Source organism: Testudinibacter aquarius (assembly GCF_004342725.1).
Classification (GTDB): domain Bacteria; phylum Pseudomonadota; class Gammaproteobacteria; order Enterobacterales; family Pasteurellaceae; genus Chelonobacter; species Chelonobacter aquarius.
Map to the genome: position 1 here is coordinate 20,231 of NZ_SMCP01000013.1, position 17,103 is coordinate 37,333.

The following is a 17,103-nucleotide window of genomic DNA, read 5'->3' on the forward strand; positions in this document are numbered from 1 at the left end:
TTATTGATACAATAGAACTTAACCCATCATCTTCTCAATCGGCATCACCAAAATCGAGCTGGCACCAACGGCTTTTAACTCTTCCATGGTTTCCCAGAACAGGTTTTCTTGGCTGACCACGTGCATAGCTACTTTGCTGTCATCGTGCGCCAACGGTAGAATCGTCGGGTGTTCCACGCCGGGTAAAAGTGCGGTAATAGCATCCAGTTTGTCTTTCGGCGCATGCAGCATAATATATTTGCTTTCGCTAGCTTGCTGCACCCCTTGGATACGGGTCAGTAGCTTATCCACCAACGCTTGTTTTTCTTCGCTCAATTCGGCAGCACGTTGGATTAAGCAAGCTTTGGACTGATAAATAATCTCCACTTCGCGCAAACCGTTGGCTTCCAACGTAGCGCCGGAAGAGACCAGATCGCAAATTGCCGTGGCCAAACCGGCGGTTGGGGCGACTTCGACCGAACCGGTCAATAAACAGTTTTTGAACGGCACCCCCTCTTCTTGCATATAACGTTTCAGCAAGTTTGGGTATGAAGTGGCGATACGGGCATCAGTGAGATCCTGCACACTATTATAAGCAACATCACGCGGCACAGCTAAAGATAAGCGACAGCCACCAAACTCTAGGCGTTTCAGCATTTTATATTGCACCTTATCCCCGGCGGACAGACGCCCCAACTCTTCCTCTTCCAACACGTTTTCGCCGATAATGCCCAGATCGACTACACCGTCGAAGACCAAACCCGGAATGTCGTCATCACGCACCCGCAAAATATCAATCGGCATATTTTCTGAATAGGCAATCAGGCGTTGCTCGTTCCAGTTGATTTTCACTCCGCACTGTTTCAGCAATTCTTGTGATTCTTTGCTTAAACGTCCGGATTTTTGCATAGCAATACGTAGTCTTTTTTTATCTAACATAATAATTTCCTTAAAATTCAAACCTAAAAAACAAAACCCCTCGAAAGTATCCTTCCGAGGGGTTGTCATTGCTTTATCGTACATGACTCGGAAGAGGCTTATCTTCCAAGCAACACCACGAGCCTGAAAGAAATATCAGGTGTGATGATGGTGAGTTGCAGTACGACTAAAATTCATTGTGGCGTTCCTTATCAAACAGTTGCGTTTAACATACTGAATCCTTTTTTATTATGCAAGTATTATTTTTAAAAATACGTTAGATTTGCCTTCTATCTGACGTACTGCAAACTTACACAGCTGAAAAAAGAACTCCATTTATTATGAAATTCAGGTTAAAAATTAAAAAGAAAAAATTATTTTAGGAATGCGTATCACAAAATAAATTATTTCTTCAATCCGATACTTTATTGTGTAAATTAATATAATTCCGCCACTTAAATTCAGCCTTGAGATGGAGAAATTACTTATGAATAATCATATAAAACAACATACTTATTTGATTCGAAAAAAATTGGATCGTTTAATTAAAGATGTTACGGTTAATAGTTTATTTTCCGGATATGGATTTTATCAAAATAATCATCTGTTCGGCATTATGCAATCTGGTGTATTCTATTTGCGTGCCGAAGGTGATTTGGCACAACAATTGGAGCGATATGGTGCGGCTCCCTGCTTAGCTAGCAGTAACAACGCGCTTTCTCTTTCGCGTTATTATCGCTTACCACAAACGATTACTGAAAACGATATACTCTATCGTGAATTTTTACACCAATCGATCGAACAAGTCAAACAACAAAAAATTGACTTTCAACTTGCTCGCAAAAAACGGATTAAAGAACTGCCGAATCTCAGTATAAAACATGAGCGTTTATTATTAAAGGTAGATATTACTGATGTGAGCCAACTGCGACGGATCGGCGCAGAAAAAGCTTACATTTTGGCGAAAAAACAGGGATTTTCAATCACTTTGGATTTCTATTGGAATTTAGTTGCCGCTCTCAAAAATATTCATGTTTCGCTGTTGCCTGAGGCACAAAAAGAACATGCTTTAGCCAAGCTGAATAATTATTTACGCCAAGAAGGTTTACGCTCGGAAAAAGTTTAACAAGAAGCTAAGCCCAAGAAACTAGGCTAAAGAAACTAGGTTCAAGAAACTAAGCTATCGATATCTCGTTCACTTTGCTGAATCGGATATCGATTTTTTTATGTCCAATTCGTGATCGTGATCACCATTTGGGAACGTTCCCATTGATAAAAAAATAAACAAGCCTAAAATTCGAGCGTTATTTTAATGAAATTGCTTAAGGAAAAATCATGGCAAAAAAACTGGATCCGCAAAACGTTAGCCGTCTCATTGAATTGGTCGGCGGTAAAAATAATATTGCAACGGTCACCCATTGCATTACCCGTCTGCGCTTCGTCTTAAACGACACGGCTAAAGCCGATGTGAAAGCGTTGGAACAGTTGCCAATGGTGAAAGGCTGTTTCACCAATGCCGGACAGTTCCAAGTGGTGATCGGGCCGGAGGTGGGCGATTACTATCAAGAATTGTTAAAACAGACTAATCTCAGTTCTGCTGATAAAGAGGCGGCGAAAGTGGCGGCTCGGCAGAATATGAAATGGCACGAGAAAGTGATTTCGCATTTTGCGGAGATTTTTATTCCGTTGTTGCCGGCGCTGATCAGCGGCGGTTTGATTTTAGGTTTCCGCAATGTGATCGGTGATATTCCGATGTCGGACGGACAAACACTGGTGCAATCTTCCCCGATGTGGAAAACCATTTATGACTTTTTATGGCTGTTGGGCGAAGCGATTTTCTTCTTCTTGCCGGTCGGTATCTGTTGGTCAACGGTCAGAAAAATGGGCGGCTCACCAATTTTAGGCATTGTGTTGGGGGTGACCCTGGTCTCTCCGCAATTGATGAACTCCTACGGTTTAGGGTCGCAAGTACCGGAAGTGTGGGACTTCGGCTGGTTTAGCATTGATAAAGTCGGGTATCAAGCACAAGTGATCCCGTCGATTTTAGCCGGGATGGCATTGGCGTGGATCGAGCGCTTCTTCAAACGGATTGTACCGGACTATTTGAATTTGGTGATTGTACCGGTCTGTTCCTTAATTATCGCCGTATTTTTGGCACACGCCTTAATCGGCCCATTCGGACGCGAAATCGGCAACGGCGTGGCAATTGCAGTGAAAGCGGCCATGACCGGCAGCTTTGCCCCGATTGGTGCGGCTTTATTTGGCTTCCTGTATGCACCGCTGGTGATCACCGGAATTCATCAAACCACCTTGGCCATTGATATGCAGATGATCCAAAGCCTGGGCGGCACGCCGGTTTGGCCGTTGATTGCTCTGTCAAACATTGCCCAAGCCTCAGCCGTATTCGGCATCGTATTAATCAGTAAAAAACTGAATGAGCGTGAAATTTCGGTGCCGGCAACCATTTCCGCTTACTTAGGGGTGACCGAGCCGGCGATGTATGGCATCAACTTAAAATACCGTTTCCCAATGCTATGCGCCATGATCGGTTCCGCCTGTGCCGCTTTAATTTGTGGCTTGGCAGGGGTGATGGCAAACGGCATCGGCGTCGGTGGTTTGCCTGGGATTCTGTCGATTCAACCGCAATATTGGGGCATCTTTGCCTTGGCGATGCTGGTTGCAGTGGTGGTGCCGTTGCTGTTGACGATTGTGGTGTATAAACGCCAAGCGGCAAAAGGCACGTTAGCGCAATAACACACGAAAAAATTGAAAGTGCGGTTTTGAACCGCAATAAACAGATAAAAGGACAAGCAATGCAACAGACAGAATGGTGGAAGAACGGGGTTATCTACCAAATTTATCCCAAAAGTTTTCAGGATACCACCGGCAACGGGCGCGGCGATATTCGCGGTATTATTCAACGCTTAGATTATTTGCAGATGTTAGGTATCGACGGAATTTGGATCACCCCGATTTACCCTTCGCCGCAAATTGATAACGGCTATGATGTTGCCGATTACTGCGCCATCAATCCGGATTACGGCACGATGGCAGATTTTGAATTGTTGGTATCCGAAGCGCATCAGCGCAATATCCGGATTGTTATGGATATGGTGTTCAACCATACTTCGACCGAACACGCTTGGTTTAAACAAGCACAAGATCCGGAAAGTGAATACCATGATTACTATATTTGGCGTGGTGAAGATCAAACGCAGTCCCCCAACAACTGGCGTTCCAAATTTGGCGGCAGCGCATGGCAATGGTGTCAACAGGTCGGCAAGCACTACTTGCACCTGTTTGCCACCGAACAAGCGGATCTCAACTGGGAAAATGAAAAAGTCCGCCAGCAGCTGCAACAGGTTTGCCATTTTTGGGCAGATAAAGGCGTGGACGGGCTGCGCTTGGATGTGGTCAATCTGGTGTCTAAAAATCAGGATTTCCCAAGTGATGATCAAGGCGACGGCCGTCGTTTCTATACCGACGGGCCACGAATTCACGAATTTATGCGTGAATTGAGTGAACAGGTTTTTCAACCGCGCGGTTTAATGACGGTCGGGGAAATGTCGTCCACCAGCTTACAAAATTGCCAACAATACGCTGCACTGAACGGCTCAGAACTGTCAATGACCTTCAATTTCCACCATCTGAAAGTTGATTATCCCAACGGTGAGAAATGGACTTATGCAACGCCGGACTATGTCGAGCTGAAGTCGATTTTCAACTACTGGCAGCAAGGCATGCACGGCAAAGCGTGGAATGCGCTGTTCTGGTGCAACCACGATCAGCCACGGATTGTCTCGCGTTTTGGCGACGAAACCGCACTTCGCACGATTTCCGGCAAAATGCTGGCCATGGTATTGCACGGCATGCAAGGCACACCGTACATCTATCAAGGCGAAGAATTCGGCATGACTAATCCGGGCTTCACCCGCATTGAGCAATATCGTGATGTGGAAAGCCTGAATATGTACCAAGAGTTGTTGGATAAAGGTTTGGATCGAGCCTTGGTACTGAAAATTTTAGCACAGAAATCACGCGACAACAGCCGTACCCCCATGCAGTGGAATACGCTAGCCAGCGCCGGTTTCAGCACTGCCGAACCTTGGATCGGTGTTGCCCCCAATTATCGGCAAGTGAATGCCGAAAGTGCGGTCAACGACCCTGATTCGGTATTTTATTGCTATAAAAAATTGATTGAGCTGCGTAAATCCCTGCCGATATTGACTGACGGCGATTATCAGGATCTGCTGCCGCAGCACCCGTCCGTTTGGAGCTATTTGCGCACTGATGGCAAGCAAAAATTGTGGGTGTTGGCCAATTTAAGTAACCAAACGCAAACACTTGAACGTCCACAACAGACTGCCGGTGAATGGCAGACACTATTGCATAATTATCCGCAAGCATTGGCTTTGGGCGACACCATTGAATTGGCGCCTTATCAAGCGGTGTATTTGCTACAAAGTGTATAAATCAGCAAAGTGCGGTGCAATGATTTGACAGCGACCGCACTTTTCACGAGGCTTAATTCAATGACAGATAACACGACAGAAAAACAGAAAATGCTGGCAGGCTTGATTTATGATGCCAACAACGACCCCGACTTAATTCAAGAGCGGTTGCGCTGCAAAGAGCGTTGCTATGATTACAACCAACTGCGTCCGTCTGAGGTGGAACAGCAGCAACAGTTGATTCGGCAACTGTTCGGCAAAACCCAAACCCATTTTTCTCTGGTCGCCCCATTTTGGTGTGATTACGGCTATAACATTGAAATCGGAGAGAATTTCTACGCCAACCATAATTGTGTGATCTTAGACGGCGCCAAAGTCACCTTTGGCGACAATGTGTTTATCGCGCCGGATTGCGGTTTCTATACCGCCGGTCATCCTCTCGATGTCGAGCGGCGTAATCGAGGCTTGGAATATGCCTATCCGATTACCGTCGGTGACAATGTCTGGTTTGGCGGCGGCGTGAAAGTGATGCCCGGCGTGACGATTGGCAGCAATAGCGTGATTGCCGCCGGCAGCATTGTTACCACTGATATTCCCGATAATGTCCTTGCCGCCGGTGTGCCGTGCCGCGTGATCCGCCCGATCACCGAACAAGACCATCACCGCACTTAGCCTACTTTAGCCTCCCTTGAATGCCCGAAATCATGCAAAATTTCGGGCAAGTTCGCATTTTTCGCCACCACCATCCGGCAAAAATTGATCTTTCTCGCATAAAGTGCAGATAACTACATCTCCTTAATAAAAATAGGGTATTGTAGTGCTATCCGCCGATAAAAGCGGTTAACAAGCGAATATTACTTTTTACCTCAACACGACTCGAGATGATAACGAGATTCCCCACAATTTCAGGGGAATGCAGTCCGTTGTTTGCACAAACAATAAAGGACATTGCCATGAAAGATGTTAAAGCTGATATGACCTTTCCACCGGATCTGACCGAGAAAAAGGGCTCGGGACCGGTGCAAACCAAAGTGCCGGTATACACCAACTCCCTGCCGCCCTGTAACCATGCCTGCCCGACCGGCAGCAATATCCAGCAGTGGCTCTCCTTGGCACAAGAAAAACAGTACCAAGCGGCATGGCAAGAGCTGATGCGCAACAATCCGATGCCGGCGATTCACGGGCGGGTTTGTTACCATCCGTGTGAAAGCGCCTGCAATCGTACCCAAGTGGATGATGCGGTCAGCATTCACGCCGTTGAGCGTTTTCTGGGGGATCTGGCCATCGAGCAACATTGGCCGGTTGAGCTGAACAATCCCGACAGCGGCAAAAAAGTGCTGGTGGTCGGCGCAGGCCCAAGCGGCTTGTCTGCGGCTTATCATTTGCGCCTGAAAGGCCACCAAGTGGAAGTGCGCGACTCCGCCCCGCTGGCTGGCGGCATGATGCGTTTTGGCATTCCGGCTTACCGCTTGCCACGCCCGATTTTAGAAGCCGAGATTAATCGCATCGCAGAGATGGGAGTCAACATCGTCTTAAACTGCAAAGTCGATAACATCTTGCAGGCTAAACTGGAGGGCAATTTTGATGCGGTATTTTTAGCCGTCGGCGCCCACATCGGGCGGGGTGTCGATATTCCCAATGATGATCCGTCGCTGGTGACCGATGCGGTCAGCTATTTGCGCGATATCGGCATGGGACAAGCGCCAACATTAGGCAAGCGGGTCGCCGTTTATGGCGGCGGCAACACCGCAATGGATGCGGCACGCACCGCCAAACGTTTGGGATCGGATGTGATGGTGATCTATCGCCGTGATCGGGACAATATGCCGGCACATGATTTTGAGTGCGCCGAAGCCATCGAGGAAGGTGTGGAATTCCACTGGCTGCGCACCATTAACGAAATCGACGGCACACGTTTTAAATTGGAAAAAATGCGGTTGGACGACAAAGGCCGCCCACAACAGAGCGGCGAATACGAGTATCTGGAAGCCGACTCCCTGATTCTGGCCTTGGGACAAAATATCGACAGCCAACTGACCCAAGGCATTCCGGGCGTGGATTATAAAGCCGACGGCACGGTAATAGTGAATGACAACATGATGACCGGTTATGCCGGATTGTTTGCCGGCGGCGACATGGTGCCGTCCGATCGCACCGTCACAATTGCAGTCGGACACGGCAAAAAAGCCGCTTATCATATCGATGCCTACCTGCATAACCGCACTTATCAAAAACCGAGTAAACATCCGCTGATTCAATATAACCGGCTGCACCTTTGGTATAAAACCGATGCCGAACAGAGCGAACAGCCGACGATGGCAGCACACCTGCGCGCCAAATCCTTTGATGAAGTCTTGGGCGGCCTGAACGAACAAGAGGCGGTTTATGAGGCACAACGTTGCTACTCCTGTGGAAACTGTTTTGAGTGTAACGGCTGCTTCGGTGCCTGTCCGCAAGAGGCGATTATCCGTCTGGGCAAAGGCAAAGGTTACCAAGTTGATTACACCAAATGCACCGGTTGCGAAGCCTGTTATCTGCAATGTCCTTGTCATGCGTTAGAAATGGTGGCGGTTGCCAGTTAGGAGAAAATGATGAGTCAATTCAATACGAAAATGATCACTTGCGATGGCAGCGAAGCCACCGCATCAATTGCCTATCGTGTCAGTGAAGTCTGTGCGATCTATCCGATTACCCCGTCCTCCACCATGGCGGAACTGGTCGATTTGTGGGTTGCGGAACAACAAAAAAATATCTGGGGCAATATTCCGCTGGTAGCGGAAATGCAAAGCGAAGGCGGCGCTGCCGGGGCAGTGCACGGCGCACTGCAAAGCGGTGCATTAACCACAACCTTCACCGCCTCACAAGGGCTGATGTTGATGTTGCCGAATATGTATAAAATTGCCGGTGAACTGACCTCGGCAGTGTTTCATGTTGCGGCACGCTCGCTGGCGGCACAAGGTCTCTCGATTTTCGGCGACCATCAAGACGTGATGGCGGCACGCACCACCGGTTTTGCCATGTTGGCAGCTTCATCAGTGCAGGAAAGCCATGATATGGCGCTGGTTGCCCATGCTGCCACGCTTTCCGCCCGCATTCCGTTTATCCATTTTTTCGACGGTTTCCGCACCTCCCATGAAGTCAATAAGATTACGCTGATTGATGATCAAGCAGTCAAAGCGATGATCCCCGACGAGTTGATCCGCGCCCATCGTGCCAGAGGATTAAGCCCGGACAATCCGTTTATTCGCGGCACGGCACAAAATCCGGATGTCTATTTTCAGGCACGCGAATCAGTCAACTTGTATTATCAAAACACACCGCACATCGTGGCAGAAAAAATGCAGCAGTTGGCTGAGCTGACCGGACGGCAGTATAAAATCGTCGAATATTACGGTGATCCCGAGGCGGAATCGGTGATTATCGCCATGGGTTCCGGCATTGAAACCGTGAAAGAGACCCTCCGTGATCTGAATGCCAAAGGTGAGAAACTGGGGGCAGTCCAAGTGCGGTTATACCGTCCGCTAAGCGCCGAACATCTGTTGGCGGAACTGCCGCGCAGTGTCAAACGAATTGCCGTGTTGGATCGCACCAAAGAACCGGGCTGCAACGGCGAACCGCTGTATCAGGATATCCTGACCGCACTTATCGAAAACCAAGAGCAGTTGCCGATTTTTCCAAAAGTGATCGCCGGACGCTACGGGCTGTCGAGTAAAGAGTTTACCCCGGCAATGGTGAAAGCGGTGTTTGACGAACTGAAACAAGCCCATCCGAAACAGCATTTTACGGTCGGCATCAGCGACGATCTCACGCACACCAGCCTGACGGTTGACCCAAGTTATGATATCGAAAGTCAAGACACGGTGCGTGCGATGTTTTACGGCTTGGGCGCAGACGGCACGGTTGGCGCCAATAAAAATACAATTAAAATTATCGGTGATGATCCGGACTATTTCGCACAAGGCTATTTTGTATATGACTCGAAAAAATCCGGCTCGCAAACCATTTCCCATTTACGTTTCGGCTCACACCCGATCAACAGCCCCTACCTGATTCAATCGGCGAATTTTATCGCCTGTCATCAGGAAACCTTTTTGCAAACCACCGATATGTTGGGCAATGCTGCCCCCAATGCCACTTTCCTACTGAACAGCCAATATGCTGCCGATAGCATTTGGGACAAACTACCCAGTGCGGTGCAGCGGCAAATTATCGATAAAAATATTAAACTATACGTGATCGACGCTTACAAAGTGGCGCAAGACACCGCCATGGGCAAACGCATCAACACCATTATGCAGACCTGCTTTTTTGCCCTTTCCAACGTGATGGCAAAAGACAAGGCGATTGCCAAAATCAAAAAAGCAATTGAGAAAACCTACTTGCGCAAAGGCGAAGCGGTGGTGCAAAAGAATTTTGCCGCCGTCGATCACACATTAACTCACCTTTATCCGGTGGACATTCCGGCACGGGTGACAGCACTTGAGCGGGCTTATCAACCGGTTTCAAGCAAAGCACCGGAATTTGTGCGTCAAGTTACCGCACAAATGATGGCAGGCAAAGGCGATTTGATTCCGGTGTCGATGCTGCCGCCGGACGGCACTTATCCGTCGGCAACCACCCAATGGGAAAAACGCAATATCGCCCAGCATATTCCGATTTGGGATCAGGCACTTTGCATTCAATGCGGCAATTGCAGTTTTGTCTGCCCGCACAGTGCTATTCGTGCCAAGTTCTACCACAAAGCGCTGCTGGAACAAGCGCCGCCCGGATTCCGCTCAGCGATGACCACGGCGCGCGGTTTTCCGGACACGCGCTACACCATTCAGCTCTATCCGGAAGACTGCACCGGCTGCTCGCTGTGTGTCGATGCTTGCCCGATGACCGATTTGGACAATCCGAGCCATAAAGCGCTTAATATGTACGAAAAAACCCCGTATCTGGAACAGGAAAAACAGAGCCTGACGTTCTTTGAAACCATTCCGTATAACGATCGGGCGAAAGTCGATTTTTCCAATGTGCGTGGCGTGCAGTTCCTGCAACCGCTGTTTGAGTTCAGCGGCGCTTGCAGCGGTTGCGGCGAAACACCGTATCTCAGCTTGCTGTCACGTCTGTTCGGGGATCGGCTGATGATCGCCAATGCCACCGGCTGCTCCTCGATTTACGGCGGTAATTTGCCGACCACACCTTGGAGTAAAAATGCCGATGGCCGTGGCCCGGCATGGTCAAACTCACTGTTTGAAGACAATGCCGAATTCGGCTTCGGTTTCCGTCTGGCTGAAACCAAACACCAGCAATTGGCGCAGGAATTATTGCGCCAACAAGCACCGCACTTGGAGCCGAAACTGGTCGAGCAACTGCTGCACAGCGAACAAAAAACCGAATCTCAAATTCAGGCACAAATCAAACGGGTTGCCGAACTGAAAGTGCGGTTAAGCGACATCGGCAGCGACAGTGCGCTTAACTTAAAGTCGGTTGCCGATCACCTGATTCGCCGTTCCATCTGGATCGTCGGGGGCGACGGTTGGGCTTATGACATTGGTTACAGCGGCTTGGATCATGTGCTGGCCAGCGGCGCCGATGTCAATATTTTGGTGATGGACACCGAAGTGTACTCCAACACCGGCGGACAGATGTCCAAATCCACCCCGCTCGGTGCCGTTGCCAAATTCGCCGCTTCCGGCAAACAAGCCAGCAAAAAAGATATTGCGATGCAAGCGATCACCTACAACAATGTGTATGTGGCACGGATTGCCTTTGGTGCCGATCCGCAACAAGCGTTGCTGGCCATGCGCGAAGCCGAAGTCTATCCGGGGCCGTCGCTCATCATTGCCTACAGCCACTGCATTGCCCACGGCATTCAGATGGAAGAGGGCTTGCAACAGCAGCAAAGAGCGGTCAAATCCGGACACTGGCCGCTGTTCCGCTACAATCCGGCATTAAAAGAAGTGGGGGAAATTCCGTTTTCACTCGACAGTTTGCGTCCGAGCGTGCCACTGGAAGAGTACCGCAGCCACGAAACCCGCTTCCAAATGCTGCAACAGCAACACCCTGACGAAGCCGCTGAGATTGCAGTTCGGGCGCAAAAAGTGGCTAATCGCAAATGGAGCCTTTATGAAGAAATGGCGACTCGCAAAGCCACTATTTTTGATCCTTATGTGGAATAATGCGAGGCATCGCTAGCCAGCCTAACCAACAAAGGGCGGATCTTATGATTCGCCCTGATTAGGGTCTGTTATCTCTTCGGGAAAATGGCAAGCCACACAAAAGTGTTCGATCCGCTCCGGTTGCGCCAGCAAGCTCAGCAGCTGTTGCAGTGCACGCTCCCCGGCACGATACAGCCCGAACTCGATACTCAAGGTTTGCGGAAACAGAAATTTCAGCAGTTTGTTATTGCCGACACCACACACTTGAATATCACGGCGTTGTTGCTGCTGTAAATACTTGTTGACACCAATGGCGATACTGTCGGTGGCACAAACCACAGCCTCGGTCTGTTCACTAATCACTAAAGGCGCTTGCTGATAGGCATTATGATAATCCAGTGAACCTAAAGCAAAGTGCGGTTCCAGTTGTTTTTCGCTGCAAAAATCGAGATAAGCCTGATAACGCAATAGTCCCGTGGTATGATCGTCCACCGCCACGCCCAGATAGGCGATCTGCCGATGCCCCTGTTGATACAAGCGCTGCATCAGCAGTCGAATAGAGGCGTAATTATCATAGTACACCGAAGACAATTCGGGATAGTGCTGTGCCACCACCACCAATTTTTGCTTATAGGGTAACAGCAATTCTTGTTGCAATTGGCTGAAACCAAACACAATCACTCCGTCAACACGGCGCTGTGCAAAGAAGCGCAAATGCTCTGCCACCAATTTAGGCTCAAAACGGCTTTCGACAATAAAATGTTCGCTGCCGTCATGCTGCAACGCATTCAGAATGCCGCGCAGTACTCGATTTTCCGACGGTGAATCTAAACGGGTGACGATAATCCCGACTACCCGATTCTCAATACCACGCATCGCCCGAGCGCTGCGTGACGGTTGAAAATTGTATTCTTCGACCACTGCCAACACCTGCGCTTTGGTGGTTTCGCTGACATTCGGCTCATTATTCAGCACCCGTGACACCGTTGATTTCCCGACACCGCTTAAACGCGCAATATCTTTGATAGTTAATTTCATCGTACTGAATCTTATACCGATTTAAGGCTACGGTAAGTTAAAAAATAGTAACTCAGCACCGACAATAAAGTACATAGAAACATCGACAACAACATCGGCACCGCATTGCTAATCGGCACCAGCGCAATTAAGAAACCGACCACTGCCCCAATACCGAAACGGATCGTACCGGCTAAGGAATTGGCAGTACCGGCAACCTGCGGAAAGCGATCCAAAATCGCTGCCATCGCATTAGAGCCGATAGTTGACAACATCCCGACAAAGGCTGAAACGCCCAGTGCCATCGGCCAAAATCCCAAGTCTAATATCGCAACCAATAACAACCAAATACCCGCCAAAAATTGTATGCTTAAGCCAAAACGCAGCATTTTTTCTGCGCCGACTTGCAGCACCATTTTACCGTTAATCGAGGTAAACAGAATCAACACCGTCATGTTCATCACAAAGAAATAACCAAAATGCTCCGGCGCTACCCCATAAATATCGATATACACAATCGAACCCGAGGTTAAAAATGAGAACATACCGGCAAATGAGAAAGCCCCTGCCAACACATAGCCGACCACCGCTTTCACCCGAATCAGTGAAGCAAAATTCCGCATCACCACTTTCAAGCTAAACGGGACACGTTTTTCGATCGGGTGAGATTCCGGAATTTTCCAAAACACCAGTAAGCAGCTTAAAACCCCAAAAAACGCCAACACATAAAAAATGGAATGCCAATGGAAAAATTTTGCCAGATAGCCGCCGATAAACGGCGCCAACAGTGGCGCAATCATCGACACTAACATAATCATCGACATCATTTTGGAGAAGTAGTTTTTTGAAAACAGATCGCGCAGCAACGCCCCCAGCACCACCGCCGGTGCCGCACCAAAAAAGCCTTGAATAAAGCGTAGAACCAAGAATTCTTGAATGTTATCCACCTGTGTCAGAAAAAGTGCGGTCAGCGCAAAAATCAGTGTGCCAATCATAATCACCGGCTTGCGTCCGAAACTGTCTGCTGCCGGTCCCCACAGCAATTGCCCGGCGGCAAAACCCAGCGTAAACAGCGCCAGCGTATTTTGCACCCGCTCCGAATTCACATTTAAATCACGGGCAATATCCAAAAACGATGGCAAATACATATCAATTGCCAACGGTGGCAACATGGCCAAAATCCCCAAAATCAACACGAAAATCGGGCTTTTTTTAATGTGTCTTATCTTTCCTGTCTGTAACATTCTTGTTCCTGATTTCAACATCAAATGGCTATGTTATTAACTAGGGTCTGTTATTTAAAGCCGGCTACCTCTGTCGCTGTCAAAGTGCGGTATTCACCTTCGTCCAACGTCTCATCCAAAATTACTGCGCCAATCCGCCAACGGTGCAGTCCGACCACTTTATTTCCTAGCGCCGCAAACATGCGTTTCACCTGATGGTAGCGCCCTTCACTGATGGTTAAATTCAGATTGTAGTCATCCACAATCTCCAGTTTGCCAGGTTTAGTCGGCGCTTGCTCGCCTCGTAATAAAATGCCCTGCTCAACCGCACTTTGATAGTGATTTTCAATCGGATCCGCCAGCGTCACCAAATAGGTTTTTTCACATTGAAATTTGGGTGAGGTGATGCGGTGCGACCATTGCCCATCATCGGTCAACAACACCAAGCCGGTGGTATCGACATCCAAGCGTCCGACAGAGTACAATTTATTTCTGAGCGGATAATCAAACAGTTGATACACCGTAGGGTATTCGCCGTCGTCATGGGAACAAATATACCCTGCCGGTTTATGTAACATCAGGTATTGTCCGGCTTCCAGCCACTGCAACAACTCACCGTCAAACAGAATGTGATCCGCCGATGAAATTTGGGTTGCGCCGGATTTTATCACCGCACCGTTAACCGTAACCACCCCGCTGCGTAAGGTTTTTCCCACTTGTGAACGGGTCAGCCCACTCTGCTCTGCCAAAAATTTATCTAAACGCATCATCAAATCCTTTATTTTTATTATTGCGATACTCTATTGCGCATATTGTACCCCTTTAACCTTAAAGATACAGTTACTAAGCCAAATTATCGTGGATTAAATTTGCTTAAATGCTCGATTACTTAAAAAGCCTTTCACCAAAAAATATGTGTTCCATATCACATACTCCTTGAACAATCCTCAACAATACTGAAATAAGGCGTATAATTTATTCCACTTTTTTAACGTTTTGATCAAACCAATTCAACCTATTTACAACCTGTATTGATAAGGATTAGACAATGGATAAACAACTTCGCCAAGCTGCACTTGATTTTCATGAATTTCCGATTCCGGGAAAAATCGAAGTGACCCCAACCAAATCTCTCGCCACCCAACGCGATCTGGCGCTTGCCTACTCGCCGGGCGTCGCTATTCCGTGTCTGGAAATTCAGCAAGATCCGCTGGCGGCTTATAAATACACGGCTCGTGGTAATTTGGTCGGGGTGATCTCTAACGGAACGGCAGTGCTCGGTTTGGGCAATATCGGTGCCTTGGCAGGCAAGCCGGTGATGGAAGGCAAAGGCGTGTTATTTAAAAAATTCGCCGGTGTCGATGTGTTCGACATCGAAATTGACGAGCGCGATCCGGATAAACTGGTCGAGATTATCGCCTCGCTCGAACCAACTTTCGGTGGCATCAACTTAGAAGACATTAAAGCACCGGAATGTTTCTATATCGAGAAAAAACTGCGTGAAAGAATGAAAATTCCGGTATTCCACGATGACCAACACGGCACCGCCATCATCTGCGCTGCGGCGGTAATCAATGGCTTGCGTGTCGTTAATAAAGACATCAAAACTGTCAAACTCGTTGTTTCCGGCGCTGGCGCATCGGCGATTGCCTGCTTAAACTTACTGCGTGCCCTCGGTATGGAAAAACAAAACATCACTGTTTGTGATTCCAAAGGGGTGATTTACAAACAGCGTGAAGATGCCGATCGCATGGATGAAACCAAAAAGTTTTATGCCATTGAAGATAACGGTACTCGTCATCTGGCAGACGCCATTCCCAATGCAGATATTTTCTTGGGCTGTTCCGCCGCCGGTGCTTTAACGCAAGAAATGGTGAAAAGCATGGGGCCAAGCCCAATTATTTTGGCACTTGCCAATCCGGATCCGGAAATTTTGCCGCCGGATGCCAAAGCAGTACGCCCGGATGCGATTGTCTGCACCGGCCGCTCGGATTTCCCAAATCAGGTCAACAATGTCTTGTGCTTCCCGTTTATCTTCCGCGGTGCGTTAGATGTAGGCGCCACCACTATTAATGAAGAGATGAAACTGGCTGCGGTACACGCAATTGCCGAACTGGCGCATGCCGAACAAAGCGATGTGGTCTCCTCCGCTTACGGTGATCAAGAACTGGCATTTGGTCCGGAATACCTGATTCCAAAACCATTTGATCCACGTTTAATCATCAAAATCGCCCCGGCAGTCGCCAAAGCGGCGATGGATTCCGGAGTGGCGTTGCGCCCAATCAATGATTTCAGCGTTTATATCGAAAAACTGACTCAATTTGTGTATAAAACCAATCTGTTCATGAAACCGATTTTCGCTCAAGCTCGTCTTGATAAAAAACGGATTATCATTTCCGACGGCGAAGAACCGCGTGTGTTACACGCCGTGCAAGAGATTGCAACATTAGAAATCGCATTACCAATTCTGATCGGTCGTCCGGAGGTCATTAAACAACGGATCAAACAGCTCGGCTTACAAATTGAAGAAGGCAAAGAGTTCGAAATTATCAATATCGAAAAAGATGAACGCTACGAAACCTGCTGGAAAGGCTATTACGACATTATGAAACGTCGTGGCATCACTCCGGCATTGGCAAAACAAGAAATTCGCATCAACCCAACGACAATCGCCGCAATGTTGGTGCATCTAGGTCAAGCCGACGGCATGATTTGCGGATTAGTCGGCTCTTATGCCGATCACCTCAAATCTATCCGTAACGTAATTGGCTTGAAAGACGGTGTAAAAACCGCAGCAACGGTCAATGGCTTGGTGATGCCGAGCGGCAACGTATTTGTCACTGATGCTTTCGTCAACCAAGATCCGGATGCAGAATCTTTGGCGGAAATCACGCTAATGGCAGCAGAAGAAGTGCGTCGTTTCGGGATTGAACCGCAAGTGGCATTGATTTCTCACTCCAACTACGGCGCCAGCGATCACCCAAGTGCGGTCAAAATGCGTAAAGTCTTGCAGTTAGTGCAGCAACGTGATCCGGAATTGATTATCGATGGCGAAATGCACGCTGATATCGCACTATCGGAAAAACTGCGTAAAAACATTATGCCCGACAGTCCATTGAAAGGCGGCGCCAACTTATTAGTGATGCCAAACATGGAAGCGGCACGGATCGGCTATAATCTGCTGCGTTCGGCAACCACCGCAATCACCGTTGGCCCAATGTTGATGGGCTTGCGCCAATCGGCTCATATTCTGACGCCGGTGGCTTCGGTGCGCCGCATCATCAACATGGTGGCTGTTGCCGCAGTGAACGCCTCTAAAGATAACCAAGAGTAAGACAACAAACATAAAAGTGCGGTCAGCCACAAGCTGGT

The 17,103-nt window shown here is 48.4% G+C and carries 11 protein-coding genes and 1 other annotated feature; of the genes, 7 read left to right on the forward strand and 4 right to left on the reverse strand.

The window, feature by feature from the left end:
- Positions 1-18: 18 nt before the first annotated feature.
- Positions 19-918 (reverse strand): ATP phosphoribosyltransferase, encoded by a 900-nt coding sequence (hisG, locus tag EDC16_RS11365; RefSeq protein ID WP_132967967.1) that lies wholly within the window; start codon positions 916-918, stop codon positions 19-21.
- A gap of 28 nt (positions 919-946) precedes the next feature.
- Positions 947-1,072 (reverse strand) — a sequence feature (His leader region).
- 312 nt (positions 1,073-1,384) lie between these two features.
- Between hisG and EDC16_RS11370 the strand changes: the two genes are divergently transcribed.
- The 6 genes from EDC16_RS11370 (at position 1,385) to nifJ (ending at position 11,512) form a co-directional block, all read left to right on the forward strand.
- Entirely contained in the window at positions 1,385-2,023 is a 639-nt protein-coding gene (locus EDC16_RS11370; protein ID WP_165894237.1) for a TfoX/Sxy family DNA transformation protein, read from the forward strand.
- Positions 2,024-2,232: 209 nt separating this feature from the next.
- Complete coding sequence (treB, locus tag EDC16_RS11375) at positions 2,233-3,651, forward strand: PTS trehalose transporter subunit IIBC (RefSeq protein ID WP_132967969.1); 1,419 nt, start codon at positions 2,233-2,235, stop codon at positions 3,649-3,651.
- Positions 3,652-3,710: 59 nt separating this feature from the next.
- On the forward strand, positions 3,711-5,369 hold the full coding sequence (gene treC, locus EDC16_RS11380; RefSeq protein ID WP_132967970.1) for an alpha,alpha-phosphotrehalase: 1,659 nt from the start codon (positions 3,711-3,713) through the stop codon (positions 5,367-5,369).
- 60 nt (positions 5,370-5,429) lie between these two features.
- Positions 5,430-6,020: a sugar O-acetyltransferase gene (locus EDC16_RS11385; RefSeq protein ID WP_132967971.1), complete on the forward strand. Its 591-nt coding sequence runs from the start codon at positions 5,430-5,432 to the stop codon at positions 6,018-6,020.
- 209 nt (positions 6,021-6,229) lie between these two features.
- Positions 6,230-7,930, forward strand: coding sequence for an NAD(P)-binding protein (locus EDC16_RS11390; protein WP_132967972.1), 1,701 nt, complete (start codon positions 6,230-6,232; stop codon positions 7,928-7,930).
- A 6-nt stretch (positions 7,931-7,936) separates the two neighbouring features.
- Positions 7,937-11,512, forward strand: coding sequence for a pyruvate:ferredoxin (flavodoxin) oxidoreductase (nifJ, locus tag EDC16_RS11395; protein WP_208857795.1), 3,576 nt, complete (start codon positions 7,937-7,939; stop codon positions 11,510-11,512).
- 42 nt (positions 11,513-11,554) lie between these two features.
- On the opposite strand, the gene treR is transcribed toward nifJ, so the two are convergent.
- From treR to rsuA, 3 genes are read right to left on the reverse strand one after another with little or no spacing between them, the layout of a single operon-like run.
- Complete coding sequence (gene treR / locus EDC16_RS11400; protein ID WP_132967974.1) at positions 11,555-12,529, reverse strand: trehalose operon repressor TreR; 975 nt, start codon at positions 12,527-12,529, stop codon at positions 11,555-11,557.
- An 11-nt stretch (positions 12,530-12,540) separates the two neighbouring features.
- Positions 12,541-13,752 (reverse strand): Bcr/CflA family multidrug efflux MFS transporter, encoded by a 1,212-nt coding sequence (locus tag EDC16_RS11405; protein WP_132967975.1) that lies wholly within the window; start codon positions 13,750-13,752, stop codon positions 12,541-12,543.
- A gap of 50 nt (positions 13,753-13,802) precedes the next feature.
- The gene (gene rsuA / locus EDC16_RS11410; RefSeq protein WP_132968016.1) at positions 13,803-14,498 is read right to left on the reverse strand and encodes a 16S rRNA pseudouridine(516) synthase RsuA; all 696 of its coding nucleotides are present in this window, start codon (positions 14,496-14,498) and stop codon (positions 13,803-13,805) included.
- A 281-nt stretch (positions 14,499-14,779) separates the two neighbouring features.
- Between rsuA and EDC16_RS11415 the strand changes: the two genes are divergently transcribed.
- The gene (locus EDC16_RS11415; RefSeq protein ID WP_132967976.1) at positions 14,780-17,065 is read left to right on the forward strand and encodes an NADP-dependent malic enzyme; all 2,286 of its coding nucleotides are present in this window, start codon (positions 14,780-14,782) and stop codon (positions 17,063-17,065) included.
- Positions 17,066-17,103: the final 38 nt, after the last annotated feature.